Below are 25990 nucleotides of genomic sequence, written 5' to 3'. Positions count from 1 at the left end.
CTTTAGTTCAATGAGTGAGTAAAACGTACAAGAAAAGAACGAGATTGATCAGTGAAGCCACCGAAGTGATAATGAATAGACCCTTAGAATAAGCAACCTTATTACCACTAGCTTTATCAAAATACATAGTTTTTATGATATTTAGATAATAGTAACACGATATAACACTCGCCACCACAAGAATCAAGGACAGGCTGATAAAGCCAGAATTTATTAAACTTTTGAATATAAAAAATTTAGCGATAAAACCTGCAAGTGGAGGTATTCCCGACATCGAGAGTAACAGTACAGAAAGATGAAATGCTACAATTGGGTGTTTCTTCCCTATACCAGATAAATTTGCAATATCACAATCGTCATCGTCAATTTGTACGAGATATGAGAATAGCCCTATGCTTGTGATGATATATATCACCAGATACATTAAGGCACTATCTGTTCCTGCTTGTGTAAAAATAGAAAGTGAAGCAAATATAAAACCAATGTGACCAATTGAACTGTAAGCAAGCAGCCTTTTTAAGTTTTGCTGACGCAAGGCCCCAAAAGCTGAGATAAGCACAGACAATGCTGAAACGTATAAGAAAATAGGCTGAACATAACTTTTTACATTTACTAACTCTTCATTCATCAATCGAATTAAAAATGTTACAAGTGCAGCTTTTGGGGCCGTAGAAAAAAACGCAGTTACTATGGTAGGTGCACCTTGATAGACATCTGGAGCCCACATATGAAAAGGAGCAATAGCAAGCTTGAAACACAAACCAATAAGGATAAAAACTAACCCAAAAACTATTCCATAAGTTATCTGATGGTTTTGCAAGAATGAACAGAGCTCAGAGAAATTGACTTGTCCTGTATATCCATAAAGCAGCGACATTCCATATAGCATAATGCAGGAAGATAGTGCACTAAGTGTAAAATATTTCACTCCTGCTTCACATGAATAAGCTGAATCTTTATTAAAGCTCGCAAGAACATACAAAGATATACTCATCAACTCAAAAGCTAAATAAAAAGAAATCAGACTATTTGCTGAAACCAAAGTTATCATGCCAAATAGCGCAAAAAGAATCAGTATTGAAAATTCATATTTATAGTCATATTTTGATAAATTCAGCATCAAAAGTATTAAAATTCCTGTGCTGAGAATTAACCCTTGGGCTGACCTGATGTATAAATTGAGTTTTAACAACGAATTAAAGAGAAAAATTTCATTGTTTTCTGCCGAAATAATTAAAATAATCAAAGTTACCACTGTGCAGCCAAGTGCTAATAAGTTGATAGTTCTGCGGTTAAATATAATCCCAAGCAGCAGCAACACTAACGAGGAGATAATAGAGAACGTTTCCGGCAATATCTGTATATAATTCATAGCGCATTATATTTGACTAACAAGTTTGCCATACATGGCTTCAAATAATTCAGTGCAAGGGTTGGGTAGAATCCAAGCAAAATAACAAACACTGCAAGCAGAATTAAGACAGAAAATTCTATGCTATCCAAGCGGTTATTTAATAATTTAGAATAGCTAACCCCCCATATTATTTGCTTACATAAATTCAGCATATAAACTGCGCTTAAAATAGTGCCAAGTGCGATAAATCCTGTAAAAAACCCTATGCTCTTAAATATCCCAACCATAGCCAAAAACTCACCTGCGAACCCAGATGTTCCAGGTAGCCCTATTGAAGCCATTGAAAATAAAATGAACATAAAACCAAATTTTGGCATTGTGTTTACTATGCCAAAATACTTTGCAATCTCCAAAGTTCCAGTTCGAGTATATAGCATTCCAACACATAAAAATAAAGCAGCAGAAATAAGGCCATGACTAATCATTTGAAATATAGCGCCGAGTACTCCTTCCTCACAAAATGAAAAGAGGCCAGCAGTAACGATCCCCATATGTGCTATTGAAGAATAAGCTATTAACTTCTTTATATCATCTTGAGCAAACGCAACTAGAGAAGCATATATCACCGCAATAATGCTCAGCATAACAACGAAATTTGAAAAATACAAACTTGCCTGAGGAAGCATTGGAATAGAAAACCTTAGAAATCCATATCCCCCCATTTTAATAAGCAAGCCAGCTAAAATCACAGATCCAGAAGTTGGTGATTGCACATGCGCATCAGGAAGCCAAGTGTGAAATGGAAACATTGGAACTTTTATTGCAAAGGAAATAAAAAATGTAATCCACAGCAATGACTGCACTTCAAGATCAAGGCTTGACACTAATGTAGCTAATTCTTGTATATTAAACGTTCCAAAAACACTATAGATGTATACCAACCCAAGTAGAAATAATAATGAGCCAGTTAATGTATAAAGAAATAACTTAAACGTCGCATATACCCTTTGCTTCCCTCCCCAGATGCCAATAATAAAGAACATTGGTATTAAAACAGCTTCAAAAAACACATAAAAGCTTATAGCATTCAGTGAAACGAAAAAACCGACTACAAAACTCTCAAGCAGTAGAAATAATGCCATATAGGCTTTTAGGGTCGTATAACTCATTTTGCAATTATAGAGCATACAAATAACAAACAAGAAGGTCGTAAGCAGAAGGAAAAGCAACGATATACCATCCACCCCTATTCCTACATTCTTGATTGGATAGCTGACAAACTGAAAGTCCGCATCGTTATAATCAAATTCTATACAAGCTACAATGCTAAGCAAAAATGGAAGTACAGCCAAAAATAGGGCAAGGAATCTTAGGTGTATAGATTGATGATTAATCCTGATCGAGGATAAAATCAACGCTCCTATCAGTGGAAGCAAGAATATACTAAGTAACAACACCTTCTATTTAAATCCAATAATATATAAAGCACCGATTATTAAAGTAACAAACATAATAAATGCATAATCAAATATATAACCAGTTTGTAACTTTATAGAACTTTTTGAACATTCATTAACCAACCTTACAACACCATTTGGTCCAAATGAATCAATAGCCTTAACATCAAACTTCCATAGAAGCCTAGATATAAACCTTATCGGTGCAATTATAACAAACTCATACACCTCATCAAAGTACCATTTATTCTGCAAAAACTTAAGTAAAAATTTACTCTTAATTTGCCTAATTACTTGATATTGGTAAATTAGGTACGCAAGTGCTATTCCACTTAGGCTTGCCAAGGTTGGTAGTAATTTTATAAAGAAATTATGAACTCCATGCTCATCAATAACTACTAAACTTGATTTCCAAAACGCATTACTAGTTATGTTCAAAATATTTGCTCCCCACACTCCAGAAAATACCGAACCAAAAGCAAGTATCAGTAATGGTATAAGCATAATCTTTGGTGCCTCATGTATATTAATTTTACTTTGTTTTTGGCTATGGAACACAAGAAGCAATAACCTCCAAGAGTAAAACGCTGTGAAGAATGCAACAACTAAGCTTATTACAAAAGCAAAGCTATCCGTGCTATAAGCATGTTCAATTATCAAGTCTTTTGAATAAAAACCTGCAAATGGAAATATTCCAGAAAGCGCAAGAGACCCAATCCACATGAGAGCGTAAGTGCAAGGGATTTTCTTCCAGCAATTTCCCATTTTCTGAATGTTTTGCTCATGATGCATTGCATGAATCACATTGCCAGCACCAAGAAATAGTAGAGCTTTAAAAAAAAGCGTGTGTCATTAAATGAAAAATAGCAACATTGTAAGCAGAAAGCCCACATGCCATGAACATATAACCAAGTTGACTGCAGGTTGAATAAGCAATTATTTTCTTTATATCGTTCTGAGTAATCGCAACGGTGGCTGCAAAAAAAGCAGTAAGTGCACCAACAATAACTATTAATTCTCGTGCCACATTTGATAACTCAAACAATGGAGAACATTTTGCTATTAAAAATATACCTGCTGTTACCATCGTTGCTGCGTGAATGAGTGCAGAAACAGGGGTTGGCCCTTCCATTGCATCTGGCAACCAAACATGTAAACCAAGCTGTGCAGATTTACCCATACAGCCAATAAAAAGTAATATGCATATTATATGAATTACTTTGAATTCACAGCAGAATGCCCTAATGTTCTGCGTGCCAAGAAGATCAGCTGTGTCAAGAACTTCAGTAAATTTCAAAGAGTGAAATGTATAATAAATAAGAAAGATTCCAATCAATAGTGCAAAGTCTCCTACCCTATTCACAACAAATGCTTTAATTGCTGCATTATTTGCAGAATATTTTTGAAACCAAAATCCTATGAGTAAATAAGAACATAGGCCAACCCCTTCCCAGCCAAAAAAAAGCTGCACGAAATTATCGCTTACAACCAGCACAATCATGCAAAACGTAAATAGCGATAGGTAAGAAAAAAACCTCGACTTCCCTTTATCATGCTCCATATAACCGATAGAATAGAGATGTACTACCAGTGAAACGGTGGTAATAACAATAAGCATTAAGGATGAGAGAGCATCCACACTAATTGCCCAATTTACTTTTAATACACTTAATGAAAATAGAGGAAATAAAACTAAATGATAGTTTTCAGAGAAGGTGAGAAAAACATACCAAGATAAAACTGCAGATATTCCAATCCCTGCCGTTGTAATTAACTGACCAAAAGCATCCTTTCTAAAAAGTGCTGCAAATAGTGAACCAAAAAGTGGCAAAAATACTATTAATTTCAGTATATCCATCATACTTTTATTCTTTCATTAAATTTACTTGTTCAACGTCTATATTGCCACGGCTTCTATAATATACAACCAATATTGCAAGCCCAACTCCTGACTCTGCTGCTGCAACAGTCAACACAAACATCACAAAAATTTGCCCAACTATATCATTCATAAAGGCAGAAAAAGCAACTAAATTGATGTTAATCGCCAGCAATAATATTTCTATTGATAATAATATATTGATTATGCTCTTACGGTTAATGAAAATACCGCACACCCCAATAGTGAACAAAACAGCAGCAACTATCAGAAAATGATTTAATCCTATTTCCATTCTACTCCTTTTCCAAATTTAGCCTTAACCAATTTTACAGATGAAGATTGTGTCAATTGCTTTAATACATTCTGTTTTTTAACTCCTTTTTTCTTGTCCTGCAAAGTAAGAGCAATTGCACCAACAATTGCAACAAGCAGCAGAATACCAGAAAGATGAAAAGCGTACATGTAGTCAGTGTAGAGCAAATTACCAATAGCTTTCACGTTATTGGCATTATAGTTTATAACATTACTTATATTCAGCGTTGAGCTGCGGATTACAAAACTGATAATCAGAAAAAACACAACACATAATATAGCACCAAGAGTGAAATGCTTCGCAAAACCCTGGCGCAACCTTATGTAGTCAATATCGAGCATCATAACTACAAAGAGAAACAACACTGCAACCGCACCGATGTATACTATCAATACCATCATAGCGATGAATTCAGCTCCAAGGAGAATAAAAAGAACTGCAGAATTAACGAAGGTGAAAATTAAAAATAATACTGCATGCACAGGATTTCTTACACTAATTACACAAACAGCAGATAAAATGCTAAGAATTGCAAAAAAATAAAAGAAAAAAGACATTGATACTTTAACTGCAACAATAGTTACTAATTTAAAGTGACTATTGTTGTAAAGTCAATATTAAATGCCTACCTTATGGATGAACTTGCGATTGTGATTTTAAACATTCGGGAGTAAGTACATTCTTAATTGCAGTACACATACTCATATCAGGATCATTTTGCTTCTCTTCACTTACTTTCCCGCAAAACTTTCCAATACCATAACCCACCAGCGCACCAACAACAGTGGCTGCAATAAATACTGCAACAGCAACAACAGGAGTTAAAGCAGCAGCTCCTGCGAGGTATGCTATAGCTGCTCCTATCACCGCACCACTACCTAAAGCACAATAAGTTTTATAGATACTTGTCTTGATCTTCACTTCTGTTTGTGGTTTTGAAGCTTCTTCTATCCGTTCAAGTTTTCTTGCAAGTAAACGTCTACCAATCTCCGTACCATCTGAACTACTACATTTCTCCAAAATCTTCGAAATATATTCTACATAGCTCCCAATAAATTTTATATACCCTCTTAATATGTCTATCTTACCTTCATTGACATATTTTTCAATAGTATCATGGGTAAGGTCATCAAGTATTAGCAAATAGCGGGTTTGTGTTTCATCAATTGTTTTAATAAATTGCTCAGAAGGTTTCCCTACACATTCAATATACTTATCTATGATATCGGTATTTTTTTTAGATAACTCTGCAACACCTTGTCCTGATTCATATCTTTTTAATTTGTGTCCGTCTCCACACAGCAACATGTCCACAACAGCACTTTCCAATTCTTCAAGCGATATTTTTCCTTGGTCATCAGAGTTAGTAGGCATATTTTCCCCTATTTACTATACTTAACATACAATAATTTTAACTAATATTTTCACAATTGTCAAATTTAGGCGTCCATTTTTCTTAAAGTTCTAAGTACACAACAAAAACTTTACAGAGTGCAAGTAGTAAAATTCTTGACAACTTTAATTTATTAATACATAATATATGTATATTAATAGTCAGCGGTAGTTCAAAATGTACAACATATTTGGTTATTTCAAAAGCAACAATAGTTCTAATGCACAAAGTAGCAGACTAGATGGAGAAAGTTATCAATACACCACAAGAGATCATATGACAATTTACTTTAATAACACACTAGCAAGTTTCAGTAGATCATTGAGAGAATTTAAAGAAAAAGCGTATGGATTTATGTATGATATCGGAACTTGGTTGAAAGAAGTATATGAAAATCTCACTGAACGACCTGCAACGCATAACCACTATATCCCGCAAGAAGAATCTCCTGTTAAAGTCAAAGAGATAATTGGAAAAAGAGAAGTGGAGGAACTAAATTGCACGTATAGACCATTCAAAACTCCACCCATCAATCCAATAAGCAGAAGTCCTGGTGCCAATGACTCAAATCAAGTTGTTATTACTCAGCATATACCAACTACTTAGGTAAGATAGATACAAAATTCTACGCTTAAATGTTTAGTACTTGAGTGAGTTAACTGTTATGTTCAATAAGACCTTTACAATATTTAGATCATAGGTTTAACTTTACGAAGTTATAATCTATAGGGCTTCAATGAACGATTATCTCTCACTGCTAAACCCAGAGCAAGAATTAGCTGTAACTAACGTAAATGGGCCAGTTTTGATACTAGCAGGAGCTGGAACGGGAAAAACAAGAACGATTACTTCAAGAATAGCACACATAATTAGAAATGGTCACGCTTATTCTGATGAGATATTAGCAGTGACATTTACAAATAAAGCGGCAAATGAGATGGCATCAAGGGTACTTGAGCTGACGGGCACAAACATACCATGGCTTGGCACTTTTCACGCAATTGCAGCAAAAATTTTACGTTATCATGCTGAAATTGTAGGCTTAAATTCCAATTTCACAATCATTGGTGTGGATGATCAATTACAAGTAATAAAAAATATCATGAGTGAAATAAGCTCTGATAGCTTATCAGAAAAATGTAAGACCATTATGAATATCATCCAGCAATGGAAAGAGAAGTGTTTATTGCCGTCTGAAGTGGAAAATGTTCAATCATTTAGGCCATTATACGTAACTGCACTCAAAGTCTATCACCAATATCAAGAAAGGTTGAAATTCCTTAACTCTGTTGATTTTGGTGACTTATTGTTATATAATATACAACTTTTTAATCAAAAGAACGAGATTCTGTCCTACTACCAAAACAAGTTTAAATATATCATGGTAGATGAATATCAAGATACAAATGCAATACAATATCTTTGGCTAAAATACCTTGCAAAAGAGCACTCAAATATTTGTTGTGTAGGAGATGACGATCAATCGATATACAGTTGGCGTGGTGCAGAAGTTGAAAATATTTTGAAGTTTTCCGATGATTTTAAAAATGCAAAAACCATTAAACTGGAGTGTAACTACAGGTCAACATCCCATATACTTGCAACTGCGTCATATGTTATCAATCACAATAAGACTCGTTTAGAAAAAAAATTGTGGACAATAAACGTTGAAGGGGAAAAGGTAAATCTAATAAAATTATGGGACGGAAAAGCTGAAGCAAGATTCATAAGCGAACAGATATTAAAGCTCAATAAATACAGATTTAGTGACATTGCAGTGCTGGTCAGGGCCACTTTTCAAACTAGAGTTCTCGAAGAGTATTTTATAAAATATTCAATTCCCTATAAGATTATAAGTGGCGTAAAATTCTACGAACGTCAGGAAGTTAGGGACATAATCGCATATTTAAGACTTATTACAAACAATAATGATGACTTAGCTTTTGAAAGGATCGTAAATCGGCCAAAGAGAAGCATAGGAGCTACAACTCTAAAGAAAATATACACGACTGCTCAGGATAACAAAATTTCTTTTTTTGAGGCAGCAAAAATATTAGTTAATAGTGATCAAGTAACCGAAAGAATTAAACTCTCACTAAATGATTTTTTAAATAAAATTAAAGCTTGGGAAGAAATGGTAAGCATTAAACCGCTTTACGAGTTTGTAAAAACTATAGCAAATCAATCAGGGTATATTGAAATGCTTGAAGATGAAGGAATAACAGGTTTAGCACGAATAGAAAATGTCAAAGAGCTCATCTCATCTTTAAAAAATTTCGATAATGCCACAACTTTCTTGGAGCATATAAGTCTGGTGATGGAAGTGGATAATATGAATAACGATGACACCGTATATGTTATGACTCTTCATGCAGCCAAAGGACTTGAATTCCCGTGCGTGTTTCTACCTGGTTGGGAAGAGGGATTATTTCCTCATCAAAGATCTTTTGATGACAAAAGTGGTAAAGCTTTAGAAGAAGAAAGGAGACTCGCATATGTTGGCATAACCAGGGCAAAGGAAAGGTTAATCATTTCATGTGCAGATAGGAGGGAAATTAACAACCAGTGGCAACCAATGCGCACTTCTCGATTTATTAAAGAACTGCCAAGAGAAAATGTTGAGGTGATCAAGAGTAACGCCTACTGTTAAAGCACAGCTGTACGAACATTGTTTACAAGGAGAGTGTAATCCACTTGGATTGTTGTAAACTCGCCTTTTCTTGATTTTTTGATTTATCTTATCTACCTATTTTGCCACTTTGCTGAACAGATACCAAATTGCTTCAACTATATATTTCTTCTGGCAAAAATTCTCTGATGGTCTTAAATAAAATTTTCAGTGAATGATTATCAGACATGTTGTGTTTTGCTGATTTTATTAAGTGTACTTCGACGTCTGTTGATTTGATTTTTTCAGCTAAATTTAATGAAACTTGATAAGGAACATCTTTATCATTAATGCTATGCAGCAAGCGCACAGGACAATTTATATCTATTGTTTCTTTGTTTAAAAGAAGGTTCTTTCTGCCATCTTCGATCAAATTTTTAGTTATTTTGTATGTACAATGCCCTGAAGTAAAATCTATTATACCTTTAGAGACCAGCTCTTCTTTTTGTTTATCTGACAATTGCTTAAATATTAAATCTTCAGTGAAGTCAGGAGCAGACGATATGCCGATTAATGCTGCAATTTTTTCTGAAAATTGAAGGGCAGTGAGCAACATCAGCCATCCTCCCATACTTGAACCTATAATTATTTGTTTGTTGCTAGTTAATTCGCTTATCACTTTAGCACAATTTTTTTGCCAATCACTTATTGTATAATTAGTGAAGTCACCGCTTGAATTACCGTGGCCAAGATAATCAAAGAGCATAAGTGCTACGTCACTTTCTTGGCAAAATTTGTAAATAGCAGTTGCTTTAGTTCCATCCATATTGGATGCAAACCCACCAAAAAAAACTATAGAAGCTTTCTTTCCTTGTAGCTTTCGATATGCTATATGGCCATTACTTCCATCGAGTAATTTACAATAACCCATACTACCTTGGCAAAGCAACCGGACTATCACTTAATTGGCGTAAATAACTGACTAAATCTGCAATCTCTTTTGAGTTGGAAATGCCTGCAAATGCCATACGTGTACCTTTTATGTAGGCTTTTGGATTTTTTAAAAAAGCAAATAGCTCCTCATACCCCCATTTTCCACCTTTTTCAAGTAGTGTTTTTGAATAATTGAATGAGCTGCCAAGATGGGCCTTTTTATTTCCAACCACGTTCCATAAGTTTGGTCCTACTTTATTCATTCCACCTTTCTCAAAACTATGGCAAGCTATACATTTTTTTGCTGCTGATTTACCTTTTTCAAAGCTAGCGTTCTGCATGAGTGCTCCAATATCAAGTGCCACTTGTTCAATTTTTTGCTGAGGCTCATTGCTGGTTGCTACTATTGTTTGGTGCTCTATTTTAGAATCCTCTGGATTATAGAGCATATCAACTACATTACTTACCATCATAATTATTAATCCAGAAAGTAAAATCGATGCTGCAATCTTATTAAGCTCCATAGTTAATTTTTATCAAGTAATGTTACTTAAATTATGCAAATATTTTTGCAAACAGCAAACAATTACCTTAATTTTACCAAAGATAGAAATTTCTACTACTTAGTCAATAGATCGCAATTCTGCTGCTGGAGTAACTCGTGGTCCAGTCACATACTGATCTGGAATAACATACTCAAATAGATTTTCTGCAAACTTGTCTGCAATGATTGCAACTGTAGTTATTCCTGAGGACTCTGAATTAATCCAAATATTAAGAAATTTACTAAATAGGAAAAAGGCAAAAGAAACCCCGAGTAGAAAGTTTTGACTCTACATCACTGTAAGTGGCGCTGTAATAATGTGCTAACGCTTAAAATAAGCGCGATTTGGCTGAAGTAGAAAAATAAAAAAGACGTGCAGCCGCTATAATTTCGCCAATAGATACTTAAGTTTTTTACTGAATTTTTATTGTTGAACCCGCGCGGATCAAAAACAAGTTTTGAGTCGAAAAGAACCTTAACACCATAATAATAAGGCTGGAGGAATTTGTCAAGGAGCTACTGTTATAATGTTCGTTTGCTTGACCTAAGATTCAGGAGCATTTAAACTGAATTTTATACGATACTAAAAATGATAGGGAATCTAAGCGGAATAGTTGATGAAGTGTGCAGCGATCATATAATCCTGAATGTGAATGATATTGGCCACATAGTATACCTTTCAGCCAAAACTTTAAGTGCTTGTTCAATCGGAAATAGAGTAAAATTACTTATCGACACTTATGCAAATAGCAGAGAAAACGTTGCTCAGCTATATGGTTTTATAAGTAAAGAAGAACAGCAGTGCCTGCGTTTACTAGTTAAAGTGAGTGGTGTTAGCTATAAAACCGCAATGTCAATTTTGAGTAAACTAACTCCAGAACAGCTGTTTTTGGCAATTATGAATGAGGATAAACTAGCACTTAAGGTGAGTGGACTTGGCCCGAAGCTCATAAATCGAATTATCACTGAGCTGAGTGGCAAAGTAAGTAAATTAGAGATAAATAACAATAATTTTCATCCAATTAGTGAAGATGCCCTTTCAGCTCTGATCAATCTTGGATATGAAAGAACAAAAGCTTATGATACGATAAAAAAAATAGAAGATGAATCACCAAACTTGGACACTAGAGATATTATTCGTATGGCGCTTAAAACACTATGAAATCAATATCATGTAGTAAGGAATATTCTGAAGATGTACACAATTTAAATATCAGGCCTGAGCAACTTGATGATTTTGTCGGGCAAAAAGACTTAATACAAAATTTAAAAGTGTTTATAAACGCTGCACAGACGAGAGCTGAAGCCTTGGATCACGTATTACTCTATGGTCCTCCAGGGCTTGGCAAAACAACTTTAGCACAAATTGTCTCTAAGGAGTTAAGGGTTAGTTTTCGTGCAACTTCTGGTCCGTTGCTTAGTAAAGCTGGGGACTTAGCTGCAGTACTCACCACTTTAAATGCAAAAGATGTCTTATTTATCGACGAAATCCATAGATTAAACCGCAGCATTGAAGAAGTTTTATATACTGCTATGGAAGACTTTTGCCTGGATATATTAGTAGGTGAGGGCCCATCTACACGCACTTTAAGAATAGATTTACCACCATTTACACTGATTGGGGCAACAACGCGGCTTGGACTGCTTTCTGCACCGCTTAGGGATCGTTTTGGCATTCCTTTGCATCTTGAGTTTTATTCTTTCGAGGAACTGGTTGATATTATAAAAAGAGGTGCAAGAGTTCTTTCTGCTGAAATTGAAGAAGATGCTACACGGGAAATTGCCTGCCGTGCGCGTGGTACTCCAAGAATTGCTTTGAGATTACTCAGAAGAATAAGGGATTTTGTTGAAGTAAAAGATGATAAAAAAATTACCTGTGAAATTGCCGGCTCTGCACTATCAAAATTGGGCATAGATAAAATGGGACTAAATAAATTAGATATGGATTATCTGAGATTTTTGTTTAACACCTCAGGACCTATTGGAATTGACACTATATCTATTGCGCTATCTGAAGATGTTGGCAATATTGAGGAAACAGTAGAACCTTATTTAATCAAAATCAGCTTTGTAAAGCGCACACCAAGAGGACGTGTTTTAACTGATCAAGCGAAGGAATACCTCAGCATCAATTCAGGCATATGTTAGCATGTCAATATGCTCTTAGATTATTGACATAATGTTACATCAAATATTATAATGTTCTCTTGTTGTATGTTTTGCAGGTGGTGTGTGGGTAAGTAAGAAAGTCTTATACTAGAAAGATGTTCTTGAAAGATTATGTAGTGTATGTTAAGCTATGTATAGCATGAATGTAAAAATATCAATAATTTTATTGATATTTTAAGATTAATATTTATTAAATATTTGATGCTGTAAAATTGAGTTTTATACAGGGGTAAAATGGTCAAAAGTTTTCTAAGTAGCTACGGAAACAGTAATTCAATTGAGGGAGAAAAAGTGATGGAAAATTTTTCAAGCAATAACGGGAACGACGATAGTTCAATCTTCATTAGTCGAATTAGGGAGCAAGATCTCTCTGCAGAGCAGAAGATCAATGAATTAAAAGGATTCATAGAGGAGCTTGCCAGAAGAGCTGAGCTCAAGAGAATAGAGCTTGAGCGTCAGGCTGCGAGTTACGTTGATGAAACATTGTCTCAAGTAGAGCTACAGATAAAAGACGATGAGGATTACTTTGCTGGTGATAATCAAGGAGCATTTGCAAATTTCTTTGAATCCCTCTTTAATCTTTTTGAAGTAAATGTAGACCCGAGAGTCTACAAAATGCTCAAAGAGAAGAAAGAGAAAAATCTGCTTCTTTCAATAATTAAGTTTTTGCGTGATAAGCTTAAGGAATTAGTCAAAAAGATCTTCACAAAAGATTTAGATTTGAGCTGGGATAAAAGGCTAGACAAAGAGATAAAAGAATTGCAGGAGAAATTACTTAGTGGTGGGTTATCTCCCGAAGAAGAAATAGCAATACTAGAACGTTTGCAAGCATTGCAAAATTTAAAGTTGAAGCTTCAAATTTTCCTTGTTGGCTCTGTTATTGCAATGTTTACAGAAATTTTTGCAGTTGATTTAGCAGCAGTAGTAGGGCAAGATGCAACCGAGAAAAAGGAAGACAAAAAAGCGGAAAAAACAAAAGAAAAAGAAGTTTGTCAAGAAAAAGTGAATGAAATCGCACCAGTTCATCTCTTTGACTTTTCATCCAAAGTTCCAATGCCAATCACTCTAGATAAGCAAGAACGTGCTCTTTTATCAAAGCCTGTAGAAAAATTAGTGGACACTTCACCTAAATTTGTTATAAACCACAAAAATAGTGAAGTACAGGAACAGGAAAAAGTGAGTAAAAGAGAAGACAAAACTGAAAAACCAAAGGTAGCTGTGTGCCCACCTGCTCCAAAAAAAGAGCAAAAGCCACCAAGGAGGAGAGTTAGGAGAAACACAGCGAATGGTGCTTTCGAGAAGATAACTAGAAGAAAAGAATCTTCTGCTGGTAATCAGCAAAAAGCTGCTAAGTCTAATGCTGCTGTGGAAATGCCGGGAGGATTAAGAGATGTAGAAGTTGAGAATCATACTTCAGTCAGCAGAGAGATATCGTAAAGATTCTCTCTCTTTTTGTCATTCAAGTAACCCCTTCGTTGTCATCCCAGTACTGGGATCCATTTTTTTCTTCTGGATTCCAGCGTCACGCGCTGGAATGACACCGTCTTGAATGGAAATCAGTGCGTAATGCACCAAAGGGGTGTTAGCCCTTTCGATCAGCGCGTGACACTAGAATCTAGAAGGTTTATATTAACAAGTTGTCATTCCAGTGCGTGACACTAGAATCTAGAAAGTTTATATTAACAAGTTGTCATTCCAGTGCGTGACACTGGAATCCAGTTAAATTCAGGAATATAAAAGTAATGTTAAAATACAACATTTTCTAATGATTATGGTAAAAGTTAGATTCCAGCGTCACGCACTGGAATGACACCGTCTTGAATGGGAGCCAGTGCCAACGTTTATTATGTGCCATATTGCAATGTTTGTACAGTTGTGACTTAAGTCCATAAGGAAAGGTGTCATCCCAGTGCTTGACACTGGGATCCAGGAAAAAAGAAGAGTGGATGCCAATGTCAGCTACTTTCATGACATCTTTCTTGGTCTGTTTGATTACAATATTCATAAAATTGTGTACTCAAATACCGTCATCCAGACACAATTTCATCATATAAATCTTTCCATTCTTGATTTGTTTTTTCAATTAAGTCTATTTTCCATTTTCTCTGCCAGCTTTTTAGGAGTTTTTCTCTACTAATTGCTAAATTTATGTCTTGAAATTCTTCAAAATAGACTAGTTTACAAACATTGTACTTTGACGTGAAACCAGAGATGGCTTTACTTTTGTGTTCCCAAATTCGTTTAGTCAAATTTGACGTTATACCTGTATATAGAGTTCCATTTCGTTCACTTGCAAGTATATAAACATAATAACTTTTCATATACAGTAAATAAGTTTACTGTATCCCAGTGTCAAGCACTGGAATCCAGAAAACTTAGTTTAAAAAAGTTGTTACCCCAGTACTTCCTCTTTTGTCATTCCAGTGCCTCCTTTATTGTCATCCCAGTACTGGGATCCATTTTTTCTTCTGGATTCCAGTGTCAAGCACTGGAATGACACCGTTTTGGATGGGAGCCAGTGCGTAATGCACCAAAAGGGTGTCATGTGAGTAGCCTCTTCGGTGTCATTCAAGTAGCCCCTTTATTGTCATCTCAGTGCTTGACACTGGATATAAAAATGGTAAATAAAATTTATGTTAAAAAACTACTTGTGCTGATAATTGATTTTTTATATACTGATTACATAATATTTTAATTGAGAGGTTGATATGCATGGTAACAATGGTTCAGGCAAAAGAGTATTTGATAATACTGCTCCAGGAGGAGGAAGGATTGACCTGAGAAAAATAGATCCAAAGAAAATAGATGATTTTAGAGACATGATTAAACGTGAGGAGGAAGAAAAGAAAAATCAATCTAGTGGTCAGGGTAGCAGTAAGTAATTGTATTAGTTTAAATTAGGGAGGTGGCGTTATGCCTAATACAAATAGTGAAATAAATCGAGAATTAGTAAAAGCGTTTAATGCTGTTCTTCTTTTTGGTGAGACTGCTTTTACTAATCTCACTGTAGAAAATGTAAAGCGAAGTGTTCTTTCCAAGCAAGATCATATTGTTCTCTCGTTTGAGAAAAATATGAATACTCATCAGTGCAAGGAGTACTTGAGCAATATGAGAAAGAGTATAGTAGAAAAATTTTGTGGAGATGAAAGTGCTGCCAATGATCTTTTTTATACAAAGTTTTTTCCTTTTAAGTTTGATCGAGGGAAATGGACTAAAGATAATAAATTTTTGGTGCCAATGGAAAAAGAGGTAGTTCGTAATCTAAAGTATTTGCTAGCTAATGAACTTATACGATTCACAATAGGGAGTATTATAGAGGATCATCCTGATGAAGATTATGTGGAAGACAACATATACGACAAGGGCTTTGACAGAAAATCTTATTTATACTGTAAGGGCTTTGATGATGGAGAATTACAAAATTCTTTTGTAAGCTTATTTTCATCGAATATGGAAAATTATGAAAATAGTCCTAAAAAATTTAAGGATTTTTTAGAAGAGGAGGGGAACCATGTATATTTAAAGAAAGGCATTTTTGATAACCTTAAGTTCATTCAAGATATAGTAAAGCGTAGAGTATCATCGATATGTCGTTCTCTTGATACTCCCAATGGCGAGGTGAAAACTGTTGACATGCTGAAATTTACAGTAGTTGATTTGCTTCGTAAAGCAGGCATATCAGTTGATCGTATTTTGCGTGACTCTTACTCAGACAGTGACGAAGATTCAATTTTAATTCCTATTGTAAGTTATAATAATAATGATGGGAGGTATTTAACAAGAGAAGAAGTGGATCGCGTTAATAATATGTTTGGTATGGTTGTATTAAATAATGTTGAAGGTCATACTTCACAGAAATCTCTATTGGGCAGTAAAGGAGTGTATGGAATAGATTTTGCTAACCCAGACATTGCTTACTGTGTGATGGATAAGATCATAGAGAGCTCTGTAATCAACAAAGATCATAAGCTATCCATTGACCCTGCGCGTGTGCTAGCTATGCAGTTACCACCACAAACTCTTGCCCCTCCTGAAGTAGAGAAAGATGGAGCAAGTGGAGATAGTGGTATTGAGACTACACCTCCGAAACCTAAGGATTCTGCTGCATGTTCTTCAAGTGATAGTTCACCTGAGGAAGGTTCTACTTTATTTATTAAAAGATTTTCAATGAAACGTCAATCTCCAAAACGTAAGCAACCAGAATCTAATGTATCAGACGAAGTGAAAAAAACTAATAAAGATAGTGGCGTTCATTTAGAATCCTTTTACGAACTGCCCGATTCAAAACTTGAATCATCTACTATAGAATCGCGTGCACATGTACCAGTTAGTGAAAGAGATTTTTTAGAATAAATTTACTTTAAGTAGGGTCAAAGTTTTGGCCCTACTGCTTGCTGTAGTAGAAAAATTCTAAAGAAGTTACAAAAAAATTATGAATGAAACTTTACTCGCCAAGGTAGAGCTGCCTTGGCCTACAAATCTTGGTTTCTTTATCGTTTATCATTTCATACCACTGAGCAACCCAGCCAGTGGTTCTTGCAAGTGCAAAAATAGGCGTGAACATATTTGAGGGGATACCGATAGCATTCATTATTATACCTGAGTAAAAATCAACATTTGGATATAACTTACGCACAATGAAATATTCATCCTTTAAAGCTATTTCTTCAAGTTTTTTTTGCAATTTTGAGCAATTCATTATTTTGCTCTAATTTACTTAGAATCTCATAACAAGCATCCTTTAATATACGCGCGCGCGGATCGTAGCTTTTATAGACACGATGTCCAAATCCCATTAGTTTAAATGGATCTTTATCATCTTTAGCTTTTTCAATGAATCTATCTACATCTCCACTTTGCTCTATCTCCTTCAGCATATTTATAACTGCCTCATTAGCTCCACCATGTGCTGGACCCCAAAGTGTAGCAATTCCTGCAGAAAGGCTTGCAAATAGATTAGAACCAGCTGACCCTACTAATCTGACAGTTGCCGTAGAAGCATTCTGTTCATGATCGGCATGGAGAGTAAATATTTTATCCAGAGCTTTTGCAAAAAGGGTGTTATCAACAGCATCACCAAATATCATCTTTAAGAAATTTTCACTATAGCTCAATTCATTATTGGCATTTATGAATTCCTGACCATTGATATGCCTGTATATCATTGCAACAATTGCAGGAACTTGTGCTATTGCAGAAATTCCAAAATCTAAATCTTCACCATTGATATTGTTGCCATGCTTTTCATGGTAAGATGCTGACAAACTTGCAAAACATGCAATTAAAATCGACATAGGATGAGCAGTTCTTGGAAATGCTTTGATTACATTTGTAACTTGCTCTGATACTTTGGATGATTCTTGTATTTTGAGAAGAAATTTTTTGTGTTGCTCTGAATTGGGTAATTCACCATAGAGTAATAAATAAACCACAGCAGTAAAATTATTACTTTCTGCTAAATCAGCTATATTACGTCCCCTATATTTCAGAACTCCTTCATCTCCATCAATGAATGTAATTGCAGAAGAACATGAAGCTGTGGAAACAAACCCTGGATCATAAGTGAATAGTCCTGTAGTCCTATATAGATCCTTAATATTTAATACGTCAGGACCTATTGTTCCGCTTAATACAGGAAGCTCAATTTTTGACCCATCACTTAGTTCTAATAATGCTTTTTTATCCATCACTTAAGCTACTTAAATTTTATACAAGATATACAAATTGAGGAGTATATATTAATCCGATTAACTTTAAATTAACCATATTATGCTGTCATCAATGCTTTTACTTTTGCATTTAAGCGACTTATTTTACGTGCAGCAGTATTCCTATGAATAACACCTTTATTTACACATTTGTGTAAATTGGATTCAGCATTCCGAAATGCTAAGACAATATTCTCTTTATCACCAGACTTGATTGTATCGACCAATTTTCTAATAGCAGTACGAGTTTTACTTTTCCGCATCTTATTTATTAAAGTGCGTTTTGCTATTACCTTTATCATTTTTTTAGCACTCTTATGATTTGCCATATATTAATACCTGTACTTTTTTTAATTATAAAGTTTTTTGTTAATTTGCAATATCAGTTTTTTCTGCAATTAATCTACTACTTCTCTCTTCAATGATTTTTTCTAAACTTTGCAAGAATTCATTTTTGTTTAATCCATGATATATTGGGGGCAATATTTCTATTACTGCCTTTCCGGGATTCTTTCTCAGAGAAAGTATGCTTTTCGGCCAAAACAAACCAGTGTTTAAAGCAACCGGTAATACAGGAACAGATAATACGCTATATAAAGCAGCAATACCTGGTTGATATTTTATACTTTGGTTTATAGTCGTTCTTGTACCTTCAGGAAATATTATTATGCTTCTATTTTCTTTTATACGCATTTTTGCTAATTTAATAATATGACGCATAGAACTAATACCATCTGAGCGGTTAATAAAAATCATTTTCAGTGCCATGAGATGCAAACCAATGAATGGAATCCATTTCAATTCACGTTTTAAAATAAAAACTGCTTTTCTAAATAGTAGTATAAAAATAAATGTTTCAAATGGAGATTGGTGTTTAGATGCAATGATAAAAGGTTGCTGAGGAATGTTTTCCATTCCCCTCACTTCATATTTAATGCCACATAATAAACGCAGCGTGAATAATACAACTTTCACCGAATAGATGAGAAAAATGGTTATTACACACTCAGGAAAGAAAATTACAGGGAGAGTAATTAAAGTATAGAATACTTCCCATAATATAAGGAATAAGTTAAACAATAAACTTGCAATCACAAACTCACATAAATTTATTTAAATTTAACTTTATTACAAGTTAAAAACAATAAGTTTAATTATTGATTATCTGAGTAATAGGATGCGAATTAGCTAATTTGTCCTTTAACTTTTCGTTAGCAATATGAGTATATATTTGTGTTGTAGAAAGGTTAGTATGGCCAAGAATTTTCTGTATCAACACAATATTTGCTCCGCTATTTAGTAGATGGGTAGCAAAAGAATGCCTAATCACATGTGGAGAGACTTTATTTTTATCAATATTGCACTTTCCTGCTAAATCCTTTATTAATTGACCAATCCTTTGCCTTGTAATTGGTTTATTAGGTTTATCACCTGGAAATAGCCAATCAGATTTTTTGTTGTTAGGGAGTAGATTTTCACGAATTGATAAATAATCTTTAAGGCTTTGCAATGCTTGCTCATTAAAAAAGATTTGTCTTTCTCTGCCACTTTTTCCCTTTATTATTATATAGCCTTCTTTACCGTTACTGTTTACTAAATGTGACACTTCACATAACTTCATATTAATTAGTTCAGAAATACGCATCCCGGAAGAGTAAAGGATATCTAAAATTGCACATAGCCTTTTATTGCTCATCTCTTTATTTGATCCGCTTGCTGGTTTTTTTACTGTTTCCATGAGCGAAAATATTTCTTGAATACTTAAACACTTAGGCAAAGGACGAGAAACCTTTGGATTTTTTAATTCATTATCATTAACCGGTGCTGGGTTAAAGTCTATTATTCCGTCATTAAATAGGCACTTATAGAAATTTCTTATAGCAGACATTTTTCTTGATATGGAGCTACATTTATATTTTTTTTGTGTATATAAAAAGTTTAAATAATCTTTAACATTAGCTTTACTTGCACCAACTAAGGTAGTGCTTCCTTCTAATAAAAACTTTTCAAGTTGGTGTAAATCTGAACGATAACTTTCCAAAGTATTTTGTGTAGCAGACCTCTCTGAAGCCAAAGCATCTATGTAATATGTTATGTAAAGATTTTCTTTTTTATTTTGCGACTGTTTATTTTTCATTGTCAGCTCCTATATTTATTTCTTTGACTATAATTTGATTAAAAGTATTTCCTGTGTTTTTTATGAGAAAATATGAGACAAATAAAGCGTTTATCAATAAGGTAAGCATTACAAACTTTTGTTTTAACCTTTTTTTCAAATTTGATCTTGTTTTTATCATATTTTAATTATAACATCAAACCTATAAAAAACATCTCCTAAAGTAAGTTCTGCCATAATATGGAACATCCCTTAGCTATATCTGTCTATGCTTATTATACTATAGTATATATGATAGTTTTAACATAAAAAGATAGTGGTTTCAACCATAGGCGTCAAGTTAAGAAAATAGACCTCTTTCGAAACTAGGATAAAGCGAAGAAAAATGATGTGTTTTGAGTGAGGGAAAAGGTGAAATACAAAACAGTAAAAGAGTTAGATGATTTCGCAGGTTAACAGGAGTAAAAAAGGCAACATTTGATAAAATAGTAGAAATTTTACGAGAAGCCAATAAAGGCTAAAGGTGGTAGGAAAATACGCAAGTGTGAAGGAGCTGAGCATTAAAATTAATATAGGTACAAGACGTATACAACAAATTTTAAGGCTGAATTATTTAGCTCCGAAGATTAAGGAAGATATAGTAAATGGGAGGCAACCAAGAGATTTGAAGCTAGCTGATTTAAGAGAAATACCGATGCTATGGAGTGAGCAGATGGAGAAATTTTATGGCTTAGTGTTGTAACGTTTATAAAGGAGATCACTAATGCTCACAGAAACTTATACTCAAATATGTAAGGATATTAACATAAAATAGCGAAGATCTTGATACATATTAACAAATAGTTAAAATCAGGAAAATCTTCCCAGTAAGGAATGACAGGTTACTTGCGAGTTTAGTCCAAAATTTTAGTTAATAAATTAACTTATATTGACTTATATAAAAATATTAGTTACACTATTAGTAGTTTATTAATAAAAGAGGCTAACATCATGACGTACTTTATAGATTTTTTCAATAATGATTCAGAATTTGTTAATGATAACTCTTATTATGAAGTACACAAATATAATAAAGATGGTCAGCATATTAAAGATGATTTTTACTTATACTCGCTGGTGCTTCACCCGTGTGGAAAAGAAGATGAAAATTTAGCATTTTCTCATAAAGATCATGAGAGAACATCTCTTATATGGCTAGACAAAGAGTATTTGCAAATATCAGAGGGTAGCTGGAGAAGCGGAAGCTATTATAGTGATCTTTTGAATTCTGACTATGTGGTAAATGATGTAACTTTGGATAAAAACATAGTAGAATTTAATGTAACTCCAACTGTAGAGAGCCACTCAAAAGAGGTAAATAAAATTGTAATCTCAAAAACCGGCTTGAAGAAAGGTAATTTATAACCCTTGGCCTTGCCTAAAAATCTGTTATTTTAACCTGGAGTACTTATACTCCTCTTGACTTGCTATACTGCACTGAGTGACTTGAGTTCATACTAGCATCCTGATTTTCTGCATAGCCTTCTCTACAGGAATTTGACGAAGAGTTCATTATATCGCCAGGCTGTAAACCTCTTACTGCTTCTAAGACTCCCTCCTCAATTTTTTTAGATAGGCTAACTCTTTCAGAAGACTGACAAAGCTTTCTAGGTCGTTCAAAATACCCTTGTTCTATAGCTTTATTAACTGATAATCCACCAAGGAAGCAATTTTCCCCTATTTCTTCGTTACAGCTTTTCAATTTCTTTAACTTTCCTTGATCTCTTACTTCTACCCTTATGAGATTTTCATCCTCCTTATCAGGATATAATCTAACTTCTAATCCTCCCAAGCTGGTGTAGAAAGTTAACACTATACCGTCACTACCTATAATGTCAGTGTAATTTCTGCCTTCTTCTTCAAATTCAACTATTACTTTACTTCCTCCTATCTCCAACTCGCAGACTTTTAATTCTAGATGTTCTACCTCCAATTCATTTGTAATTTTTACAATCTCAACAATACTACCTTGTGGATACTTTATATAAGAATATATATTATCTATGTTTATTTCTAACTCATCTTGAATTTGTTTGTTTTTGTTCACAATGCTTTCATACGCAGCACTTTTTAGCTGATCCATAATGTATTTACATTCATCAAAAAGACATTTATCAAACTGTTTCTCTTCATAAAACCCTTCATCTTCATCAAATTCTTCATCTTCATAAAACCCTTCATCTTTATCAAACTCTTCATCTTCATGAAACCCTTTATTACGAGGATTTATAAATCCCATAGTCGCATGTGACATCCTATCGTTATAGAAAAGATATCGCTGCACTTTCCCGCCTTTTAATAGTAAATTTAAAGCAATGTTTTGTATAATGCTCACGTTTTCTATTGCTGGATCTGGATCTTTACTAAAACGAATCTCTCTGCCAGGGTTTACTTTTTCAAGAACACCTTGTATTTTCTCAAATATTAAGTTCACTACAGTTGTTCTATTGTCATCACAATATGAGTTTAACTTTATCCCCCTTTCAAGATACTCAATTGCTACATCTTTAATATCTTTTAGAGCACTCTTTGTCCAGGCTTTTATATACTTTTCATTTTCTCCTATAATTTTCTTATACTTTTGTTTATTTTTTTCCTCTATATAATTCATCTTCTGATGAAATTTGTCGTTTAACAAACTCTCTTCATCAGTCAATGGTATTTCTTTTTCTACTAAAGATGAATCTCCTTCTAAAAAAGGAAGAGAGTTATCTAAATCATAGCTTGAGTTCAAATCTTCCTCTAAATTAAAATTGCTTGGATCGGTATCAGTATTACTCGCGTTTAAGCCGTCACTAACTGGAATAACATTTAGCGGTACAGCCCCATCTGCTATTTGCTTTGCACACGCCCCACTTTGTTTGTTTTTTACTTTACTACTCGCATACACCTCATCTTCAAGGTTCGTAAGATTAGCTAAAGCTTTCGCTCCTTCTTCACCAATTTCGTTATTTTCCAAACTAAGTTTAGTAAAGTTTGTAAGTTTAGCTAAAGCTTTTGCTCCTTCATCACCAATTTTGTTATCATCCAAATTAAGTTCAGTAAGGTTTGTAAGCTTAGCTAATTCTTTTGCTCCTTCATCACCAATACTGTTATAACTCAAATTAAATTCAGTAAGGTTTGTAAGCTTAGCTAATTCTTTTGCTCCTTTTTCATCAATACCACAAACCATGAGAGAAAGTTGTGTGATGTTTCTATTCTTTTGCAAAAAGCTTATCAATTTCTTGATATCTACTTCTTCTTGATGATCAAAATATAATTTGTCGCCTTGAACATGCTCGTTGAAATTCATTTTTACCTTACTAAATATTATTACATTACTATTTTAGCAAATATTTTTCAAGTAATATTGAAGTTTATGAAAAATACTGATTTCGTAGTGCCACAAAAAATTTATTTATTTACTTTTTTTAAAAAGCACAAAAATAGTACATATATTTGTGAGAACAACTTAAATAAAAGCGGCGTTGTGAAAAGAGAAGCTTGAAATTTTTGCAATCAAATTAAGAAATTTGGTTCGTATGTAAATTTAGCAAAAGTAAGCTAATATAGCTAGTTTTAGCGTATAGTAAAGTTACTATATTGAAAAGTTCGAACGTATCACATGGTAGTGCACAGAGGGTTAATTCTTAACTAGATTGTACAATCAACATAAAAAGCCATATAAAATTGCTTCCACTGCTGCTATGAGAAAACTGCTTATTCTTGCTAACTCTTTGGTCAGAGATGATAGGGTTTTTACTGAGGAATATAACTCTCAGTCAGTTTCTATCTAAGCTAACTCGTAGCAGTAGCTGTGGATATACACAAACTATAAGTACATACTGTAATTGCTATTGAATGATGGAGAGACATACTCCATTATTTTAGCACGAAGTAACAAATTCAATGAATTAGTTCTTCAAGAATAATTTAAACTTTTACAGTAGGAGTAGTCTCATGAAACATTATAGCGGGTTAGATGTCTCACTCAAAGAAACTTTTATTAGTATCATTGATGAGAAAGGAAAAATTGTTAAAGAAGGGGTTGTTGCAAGTGAAAGCAGTGCAATAGCTGAGTTTCTGCTTGGTCAAAACAAAAAATACGAGTCCATAGGAATAGAAAGCGGGCAATTATCAATATCGATGTGCAAAGAGTTGAGGAATCTTGGATTACCAGTAACTTGTGTAGATGCAAGGCATATGGCAGCAGCATTATCTGCGAGAATCAATAAGAATGATAAAAATGATGCAAGAGGCATAGCACAAATGATGAGAGTTGGGCTATTTAAGGAGGTATTAGTAAAATCAGACGAAGCTTGTCAGGTTAAAATAATACTTGGAAGCAGAAGACAATTAATACGTTGCAGAGAGCAAATTGCGGGAACAATAAGGGGATTACTGAAAATATACGGGATAAAAGTTAATCAACGTCTTAGTTCTGCAAACTTTGCTTTAAAAGTGCAAGAAATGGTTAATAATCTAGATGAAATTAGCCAAACCTCAATTGAATCATTAGTACATAGTTTAGAAATAATAGAAGAATCAACAAGAAAACTTGATAAAATGCTCTCAGAACAAAGCAAAAAAGATGAGGATTGTAAATTATTAACTACTGTTCCAGGAGTTGGTATTATAGTAGCAATGACATATAAAGCTGCAATAGATGATCTGCATAGGTTTGAAACATCTTATACAGTTGGAGCCTATATGGGATTAAGTCCAAGACAGTACGCTTCTGGTGAGATTGATCGACACGGAAGTATATCAAAAATGGGACCAGTGGACTGTAGGAATATGTTATATGAAGCCGCGCAGGTCTTACTGGTAAAATGTAAAAGGACATTTAAATTAAGAAGCTGGGGATTGAAGCTTAAAAAGAAAAAGGGCATGAAAAAAGCAATTGTTGCAGTAGCAAGAAAATTAGCCGTGATTATGCACAAGATGCTAATCGATAGAAAAGAGTTTTGCTATCAATAAACACTAAAGAAGTATAAAACAATAATTTTACTGAAAGTAAAGATAGCAATGCCGATGGAAGGGATAAGCAAGAGGATAAGTTGAAGCATAGACTTCGTGGCGTACATGTTGCCGTCCACTTCCGCCTACAAGTATAGTGCGGCTTGGCTACAATATAAATTAGCCATATTAGACCGCGGAGAGAACAATGGAAGCATGCTACTTTTAACTTATGTAAAATCATTAAGACTATAGAGGAAAAGAATGATACCTTAGTTTTTATAAGCTTAATGAATATGTGGATAAATACTTTAAGTTTGTGTGGACGTATTTATCCACATATTCATTGGCTACATAGTTTAAAAGAGATTAATTGGAAATTAGTGTTGATGTTTTTATTGCCAATAAAACCTCTTTTGATTGAATAAGATAATACAATAATAAATAAAAGGTTGTATTAGAGCTGAATTTTACATCAAAAAATATTTTTCATGATACAAAAAATTATTGTTGACTTTTATGCAATTAGAGAACTT

General features: G+C 34.0%; 21 protein-coding genes and 3 pseudogenes. 10 read left to right on the top strand and 14 right to left on the bottom strand.

The window, feature by feature from the left end:
• Positions 1-7: 7 nt before the first annotated feature.
• The 6 genes and pseudogenes from Wcon_RS02630 to Wcon_RS02605 all read right to left on the bottom strand — a co-directional run bounded on the left by Wcon_RS02630 (position 8) and on the right by Wcon_RS02605 (position 6380).
• Entirely contained in the window at positions 8-1372 is a 1365-nt protein-coding gene (locus Wcon_RS02630; protein ID WP_114517123.1) for an NADH-quinone oxidoreductase subunit N, read from the bottom strand.
• Complete coding sequence (locus Wcon_RS02625; RefSeq protein ID WP_114517122.1) at positions 1369-2811, bottom strand: complex I subunit 4 family protein; 1443 nt, start codon at positions 2809-2811, stop codon at positions 1369-1371. Before Wcon_RS02625 ends, Wcon_RS02630 begins: the two co-directional genes overlap by 4 nt.
• A 3-nt stretch (positions 2812-2814) precedes the next feature.
• Positions 2815-4672: pseudogene (gene nuoL / locus Wcon_RS02620) on the bottom strand (NADH-quinone oxidoreductase subunit L).
• 4 nt (positions 4673-4676) lie between these two features.
• Positions 4677-4985, bottom strand: a complete 309-nt coding sequence (gene nuoK / locus Wcon_RS02615) for an NADH-quinone oxidoreductase subunit NuoK (RefSeq protein WP_114517121.1) — start codon at positions 4983-4985, stop codon at positions 4677-4679.
• Positions 4976-5563, bottom strand: a complete 588-nt coding sequence (locus Wcon_RS02610; RefSeq protein WP_114517120.1) for an NADH-quinone oxidoreductase subunit J — start codon at positions 5561-5563, stop codon at positions 4976-4978. The genes nuoK and Wcon_RS02610 overlap by 10 nt, the downstream gene beginning before the upstream one ends.
• 73 nt (positions 5564-5636) lie before the next feature.
• The gene (locus Wcon_RS02605) at positions 5637-6380 is read right to left on the bottom strand and encodes a hypothetical protein (RefSeq protein WP_114517119.1); all 744 of its coding nucleotides are present in this window, start codon (positions 6378-6380) and stop codon (positions 5637-5639) included.
• 196 nt (positions 6381-6576) lie between these two features.
• Between Wcon_RS02605 and Wcon_RS02600 the strand changes: the two genes are divergently transcribed.
• Positions 6577-7005: a WD_0964 family protein gene (locus Wcon_RS02600; protein ID WP_114517118.1), complete on the top strand. Its 429-nt coding sequence runs from the start codon at positions 6577-6579 to the stop codon at positions 7003-7005.
• Between the two features lie 130 nt (positions 7006-7135).
• On the top strand, positions 7136-9049 hold the full coding sequence (locus Wcon_RS02595; RefSeq protein WP_114517117.1) for an ATP-dependent helicase: 1914 nt from the start codon (positions 7136-7138) through the stop codon (positions 9047-9049).
• Between the two features lie 133 nt (positions 9050-9182).
• On the opposite strand, the gene Wcon_RS02590 is transcribed toward Wcon_RS02595, so the two are convergent.
• On the bottom strand, positions 9183-9938 hold the full coding sequence (locus tag Wcon_RS02590; RefSeq protein WP_114517116.1) for an alpha/beta hydrolase: 756 nt from the start codon (positions 9936-9938) through the stop codon (positions 9183-9185).
• Position 9939: 1 nt separating this feature from the next.
• On the bottom strand, positions 9940-10464 hold the full coding sequence (locus tag Wcon_RS02585; RefSeq protein ID WP_114517115.1) for a c-type cytochrome: 525 nt from the start codon (positions 10462-10464) through the stop codon (positions 9940-9942).
• 609 nt (positions 10465-11073) lie between these two features.
• Here Wcon_RS02585 and ruvA point away from each other — a divergent pair.
• The 3 genes from ruvA (at position 11074) to Wcon_RS02570 (ending at position 14090) form a co-directional block, all read left to right on the top strand.
• The gene (gene ruvA / locus Wcon_RS02580; RefSeq protein ID WP_114517114.1) at positions 11074-11646 is read left to right on the top strand and encodes a Holliday junction branch migration protein RuvA; all 573 of its coding nucleotides are present in this window, start codon (positions 11074-11076) and stop codon (positions 11644-11646) included.
• Positions 11643-12632 carry a Holliday junction branch migration DNA helicase RuvB gene (gene ruvB, locus Wcon_RS02575; protein WP_114517113.1) on the top strand — a complete coding sequence of 330 codons (990 nt, stop codon included), beginning with the start codon at positions 11643-11645 and terminating at the stop codon, positions 12630-12632. Before ruvA ends, ruvB begins: the two co-directional genes overlap by 4 nt.
• A 255-nt stretch (positions 12633-12887) precedes the next feature.
• Positions 12888-14090, top strand: coding sequence for a hypothetical protein (locus Wcon_RS02570; protein ID WP_114517112.1), 1203 nt, complete (start codon positions 12888-12890; stop codon positions 14088-14090).
• A 590-nt stretch (positions 14091-14680) separates the two neighbouring features.
• Here the strand turns inward: Wcon_RS02570 and Wcon_RS02565 are convergent.
• On the bottom strand, positions 14681-14974 hold the full coding sequence (locus tag Wcon_RS02565; RefSeq protein WP_114517111.1) for a GIY-YIG nuclease family protein: 294 nt from the start codon (positions 14972-14974) through the stop codon (positions 14681-14683).
• Between the two features lie 387 nt (positions 14975-15361).
• Here Wcon_RS02565 and Wcon_RS11370 point away from each other — a divergent pair, with 387 nt between their 5' ends.
• Both Wcon_RS11370 and Wcon_RS02560 read left to right on the top strand, forming a co-directional pair.
• Positions 15362-15535 (top strand): hypothetical protein, encoded by a 174-nt coding sequence (locus Wcon_RS11370; RefSeq protein ID WP_179947465.1) that lies wholly within the window; start codon positions 15362-15364, stop codon positions 15533-15535.
• A 31-nt stretch (positions 15536-15566) separates the two neighbouring features.
• The gene (locus Wcon_RS02560) at positions 15567-17006 is read left to right on the top strand and encodes a hypothetical protein (RefSeq protein WP_237349995.1); all 1440 of its coding nucleotides are present in this window, start codon (positions 15567-15569) and stop codon (positions 17004-17006) included.
• A gap of 91 nt (positions 17007-17097) precedes the next feature.
• Here Wcon_RS02560 and Wcon_RS02555 read toward each other — a convergent pair.
• The 4 genes and pseudogenes from Wcon_RS02555 to Wcon_RS02540 form a co-directional block, all read right to left on the bottom strand.
• A pseudogene (locus Wcon_RS02555) lies at positions 17098-18340 on the bottom strand (citrate synthase).
• Between the two features lie 80 nt (positions 18341-18420).
• Positions 18421-18690: a 30S ribosomal protein S20 gene (rpsT, locus tag Wcon_RS02550; RefSeq protein WP_114517110.1), complete on the bottom strand. Its 270-nt coding sequence runs from the start codon at positions 18688-18690 to the stop codon at positions 18421-18423.
• A gap of 40 nt (positions 18691-18730) precedes the next feature.
• Positions 18731-19456 (bottom strand): lysophospholipid acyltransferase family protein, encoded by a 726-nt coding sequence (locus tag Wcon_RS02545; RefSeq protein WP_114517109.1) that lies wholly within the window; start codon positions 19454-19456, stop codon positions 18731-18733.
• Positions 19457-19511: 55 nt separating this feature from the next.
• A complete protein-coding gene (locus Wcon_RS02540) occupies positions 19512-20498 on the bottom strand; it encodes a site-specific tyrosine recombinase (RefSeq protein ID WP_114517108.1) in 987 nt (328 codons plus the stop codon).
• A 508-nt stretch (positions 20499-21006) separates the two neighbouring features.
• Between Wcon_RS02540 and Wcon_RS02535 the strand changes: the two are divergent.
• Both Wcon_RS02535 and Wcon_RS02530 read left to right on the top strand, forming a co-directional pair.
• Positions 21007-21219: pseudogene (locus tag Wcon_RS02535) on the top strand (recombinase family protein); the annotation flags it as partial.
• Positions 21220-21467: 248 nt separating this feature from the next.
• The gene (locus Wcon_RS02530) at positions 21468-21881 is read left to right on the top strand and encodes a hypothetical protein (RefSeq protein ID WP_114517107.1); all 414 of its coding nucleotides are present in this window, start codon (positions 21468-21470) and stop codon (positions 21879-21881) included.
• Between the two features lie 43 nt (positions 21882-21924).
• On the opposite strand, the gene Wcon_RS02525 is transcribed toward Wcon_RS02530, so the two are convergent.
• Complete coding sequence (locus Wcon_RS02525) at positions 21925-23808, bottom strand: leucine-rich repeat domain-containing protein (protein ID WP_114517106.1); 1884 nt, start codon at positions 23806-23808, stop codon at positions 21925-21927.
• A gap of 647 nt (positions 23809-24455) precedes the next feature.
• On the opposite strand from Wcon_RS02525, the gene Wcon_RS02510 reads away from it, so the two are divergent.
• The gene (locus Wcon_RS02510) at positions 24456-25475 is read left to right on the top strand and encodes an IS110 family RNA-guided transposase (RefSeq protein WP_114517104.1); all 1020 of its coding nucleotides are present in this window, start codon (positions 24456-24458) and stop codon (positions 25473-25475) included.
• Positions 25476-25990 lie beyond the last annotated feature (515 nt).

The organism is Wolbachia endosymbiont of Cylisticus convexus (genome assembly GCF_003344345.1).
This window is presented reverse-complemented; position numbering and strand designations above follow the sequence as displayed.

What these genes read in the sequence shown, in the direction of transcription:
- Wcon_RS02630 (WP_114517123.1), bottom strand. Translation starts at nt 1,372, where the DNA reads ATGAATTATATACAGATATTGCCGGAAACGTTCTCTATTATCTCCTCG.
- nuoK (WP_114517121.1), bottom strand. Translation starts at nt 4,985, where the DNA reads ATGGAAATAGGATTAAATCATTTTCTGATAGTTGCTGCTGTTTTGTTC.
- Wcon_RS02610 (WP_114517120.1), bottom strand. Translation starts at nt 5,563, where the DNA reads ATGTCTTTTTTCTTTTATTTTTTTGCAATTCTTAGCATTTTATCTGCT.
- Wcon_RS02605 (WP_114517119.1), bottom strand. Translation starts at nt 6,380, where the DNA reads ATGCCTACTAACTCTGATGACCAAGGAAAAATATCGCTTGAAGAATTG.
- Wcon_RS02600 (WP_114517118.1), top strand. Translation starts at nt 6,577, where the DNA reads ATGTACAACATATTTGGTTATTTCAAAAGCAACAATAGTTCTAATGCA.
- Wcon_RS02595 (WP_114517117.1), top strand. Translation starts at nt 7,136, where the DNA reads ATGAACGATTATCTCTCACTGCTAAACCCAGAGCAAGAATTAGCTGTA.
- Wcon_RS02590 (WP_114517116.1), bottom strand. Translation starts at nt 9,938, where the DNA reads ATGGGTTATTGTAAATTACTCGATGGAAGTAATGGCCATATAGCATAT.
- Wcon_RS02585 (WP_114517115.1), bottom strand. Translation starts at nt 10,464, where the DNA reads ATGGAGCTTAATAAGATTGCAGCATCGATTTTACTTTCTGGATTAATA.
- ruvA (WP_114517114.1), top strand. Translation starts at nt 11,074, where the DNA reads ATGATAGGGAATCTAAGCGGAATAGTTGATGAAGTGTGCAGCGATCAT.
- ruvB (WP_114517113.1), top strand. Translation starts at nt 11,643, where the DNA reads ATGAAATCAATATCATGTAGTAAGGAATATTCTGAAGATGTACACAAT.
- Wcon_RS02570 (WP_114517112.1), top strand. Translation starts at nt 12,888, where the DNA reads ATGGTCAAAAGTTTTCTAAGTAGCTACGGAAACAGTAATTCAATTGAG.
- Wcon_RS02565 (WP_114517111.1), bottom strand. Translation starts at nt 14,974, where the DNA reads ATGAAAAGTTATTATGTTTATATACTTGCAAGTGAACGAAATGGAACT.
- Wcon_RS11370 (WP_179947465.1), top strand. Translation starts at nt 15,362, where the DNA reads ATGCATGGTAACAATGGTTCAGGCAAAAGAGTATTTGATAATACTGCT.
- Wcon_RS02560 (WP_237349995.1), top strand. Translation starts at nt 15,567, where the DNA reads ATGCCTAATACAAATAGTGAAATAAATCGAGAATTAGTAAAAGCGTTT.
- rpsT (WP_114517110.1), bottom strand. Translation starts at nt 18,690, where the DNA reads ATGGCAAATCATAAGAGTGCTAAAAAAATGATAAAGGTAATAGCAAAA.
- Wcon_RS02540 (WP_114517108.1), bottom strand. Translation starts at nt 20,498, where the DNA reads ATGAAAAATAAACAGTCGCAAAATAAAAAAGAAAATCTTTACATAACA.
- Wcon_RS02530 (WP_114517107.1), top strand. Translation starts at nt 21,468, where the DNA reads ATGACGTACTTTATAGATTTTTTCAATAATGATTCAGAATTTGTTAAT.
- Wcon_RS02525 (WP_114517106.1), bottom strand. Translation starts at nt 23,808, where the DNA reads ATGAATTTCAACGAGCATGTTCAAGGCGACAAATTATATTTTGATCAT.
- Wcon_RS02510 (WP_114517104.1), top strand. Translation starts at nt 24,456, where the DNA reads ATGAAACATTATAGCGGGTTAGATGTCTCACTCAAAGAAACTTTTATT.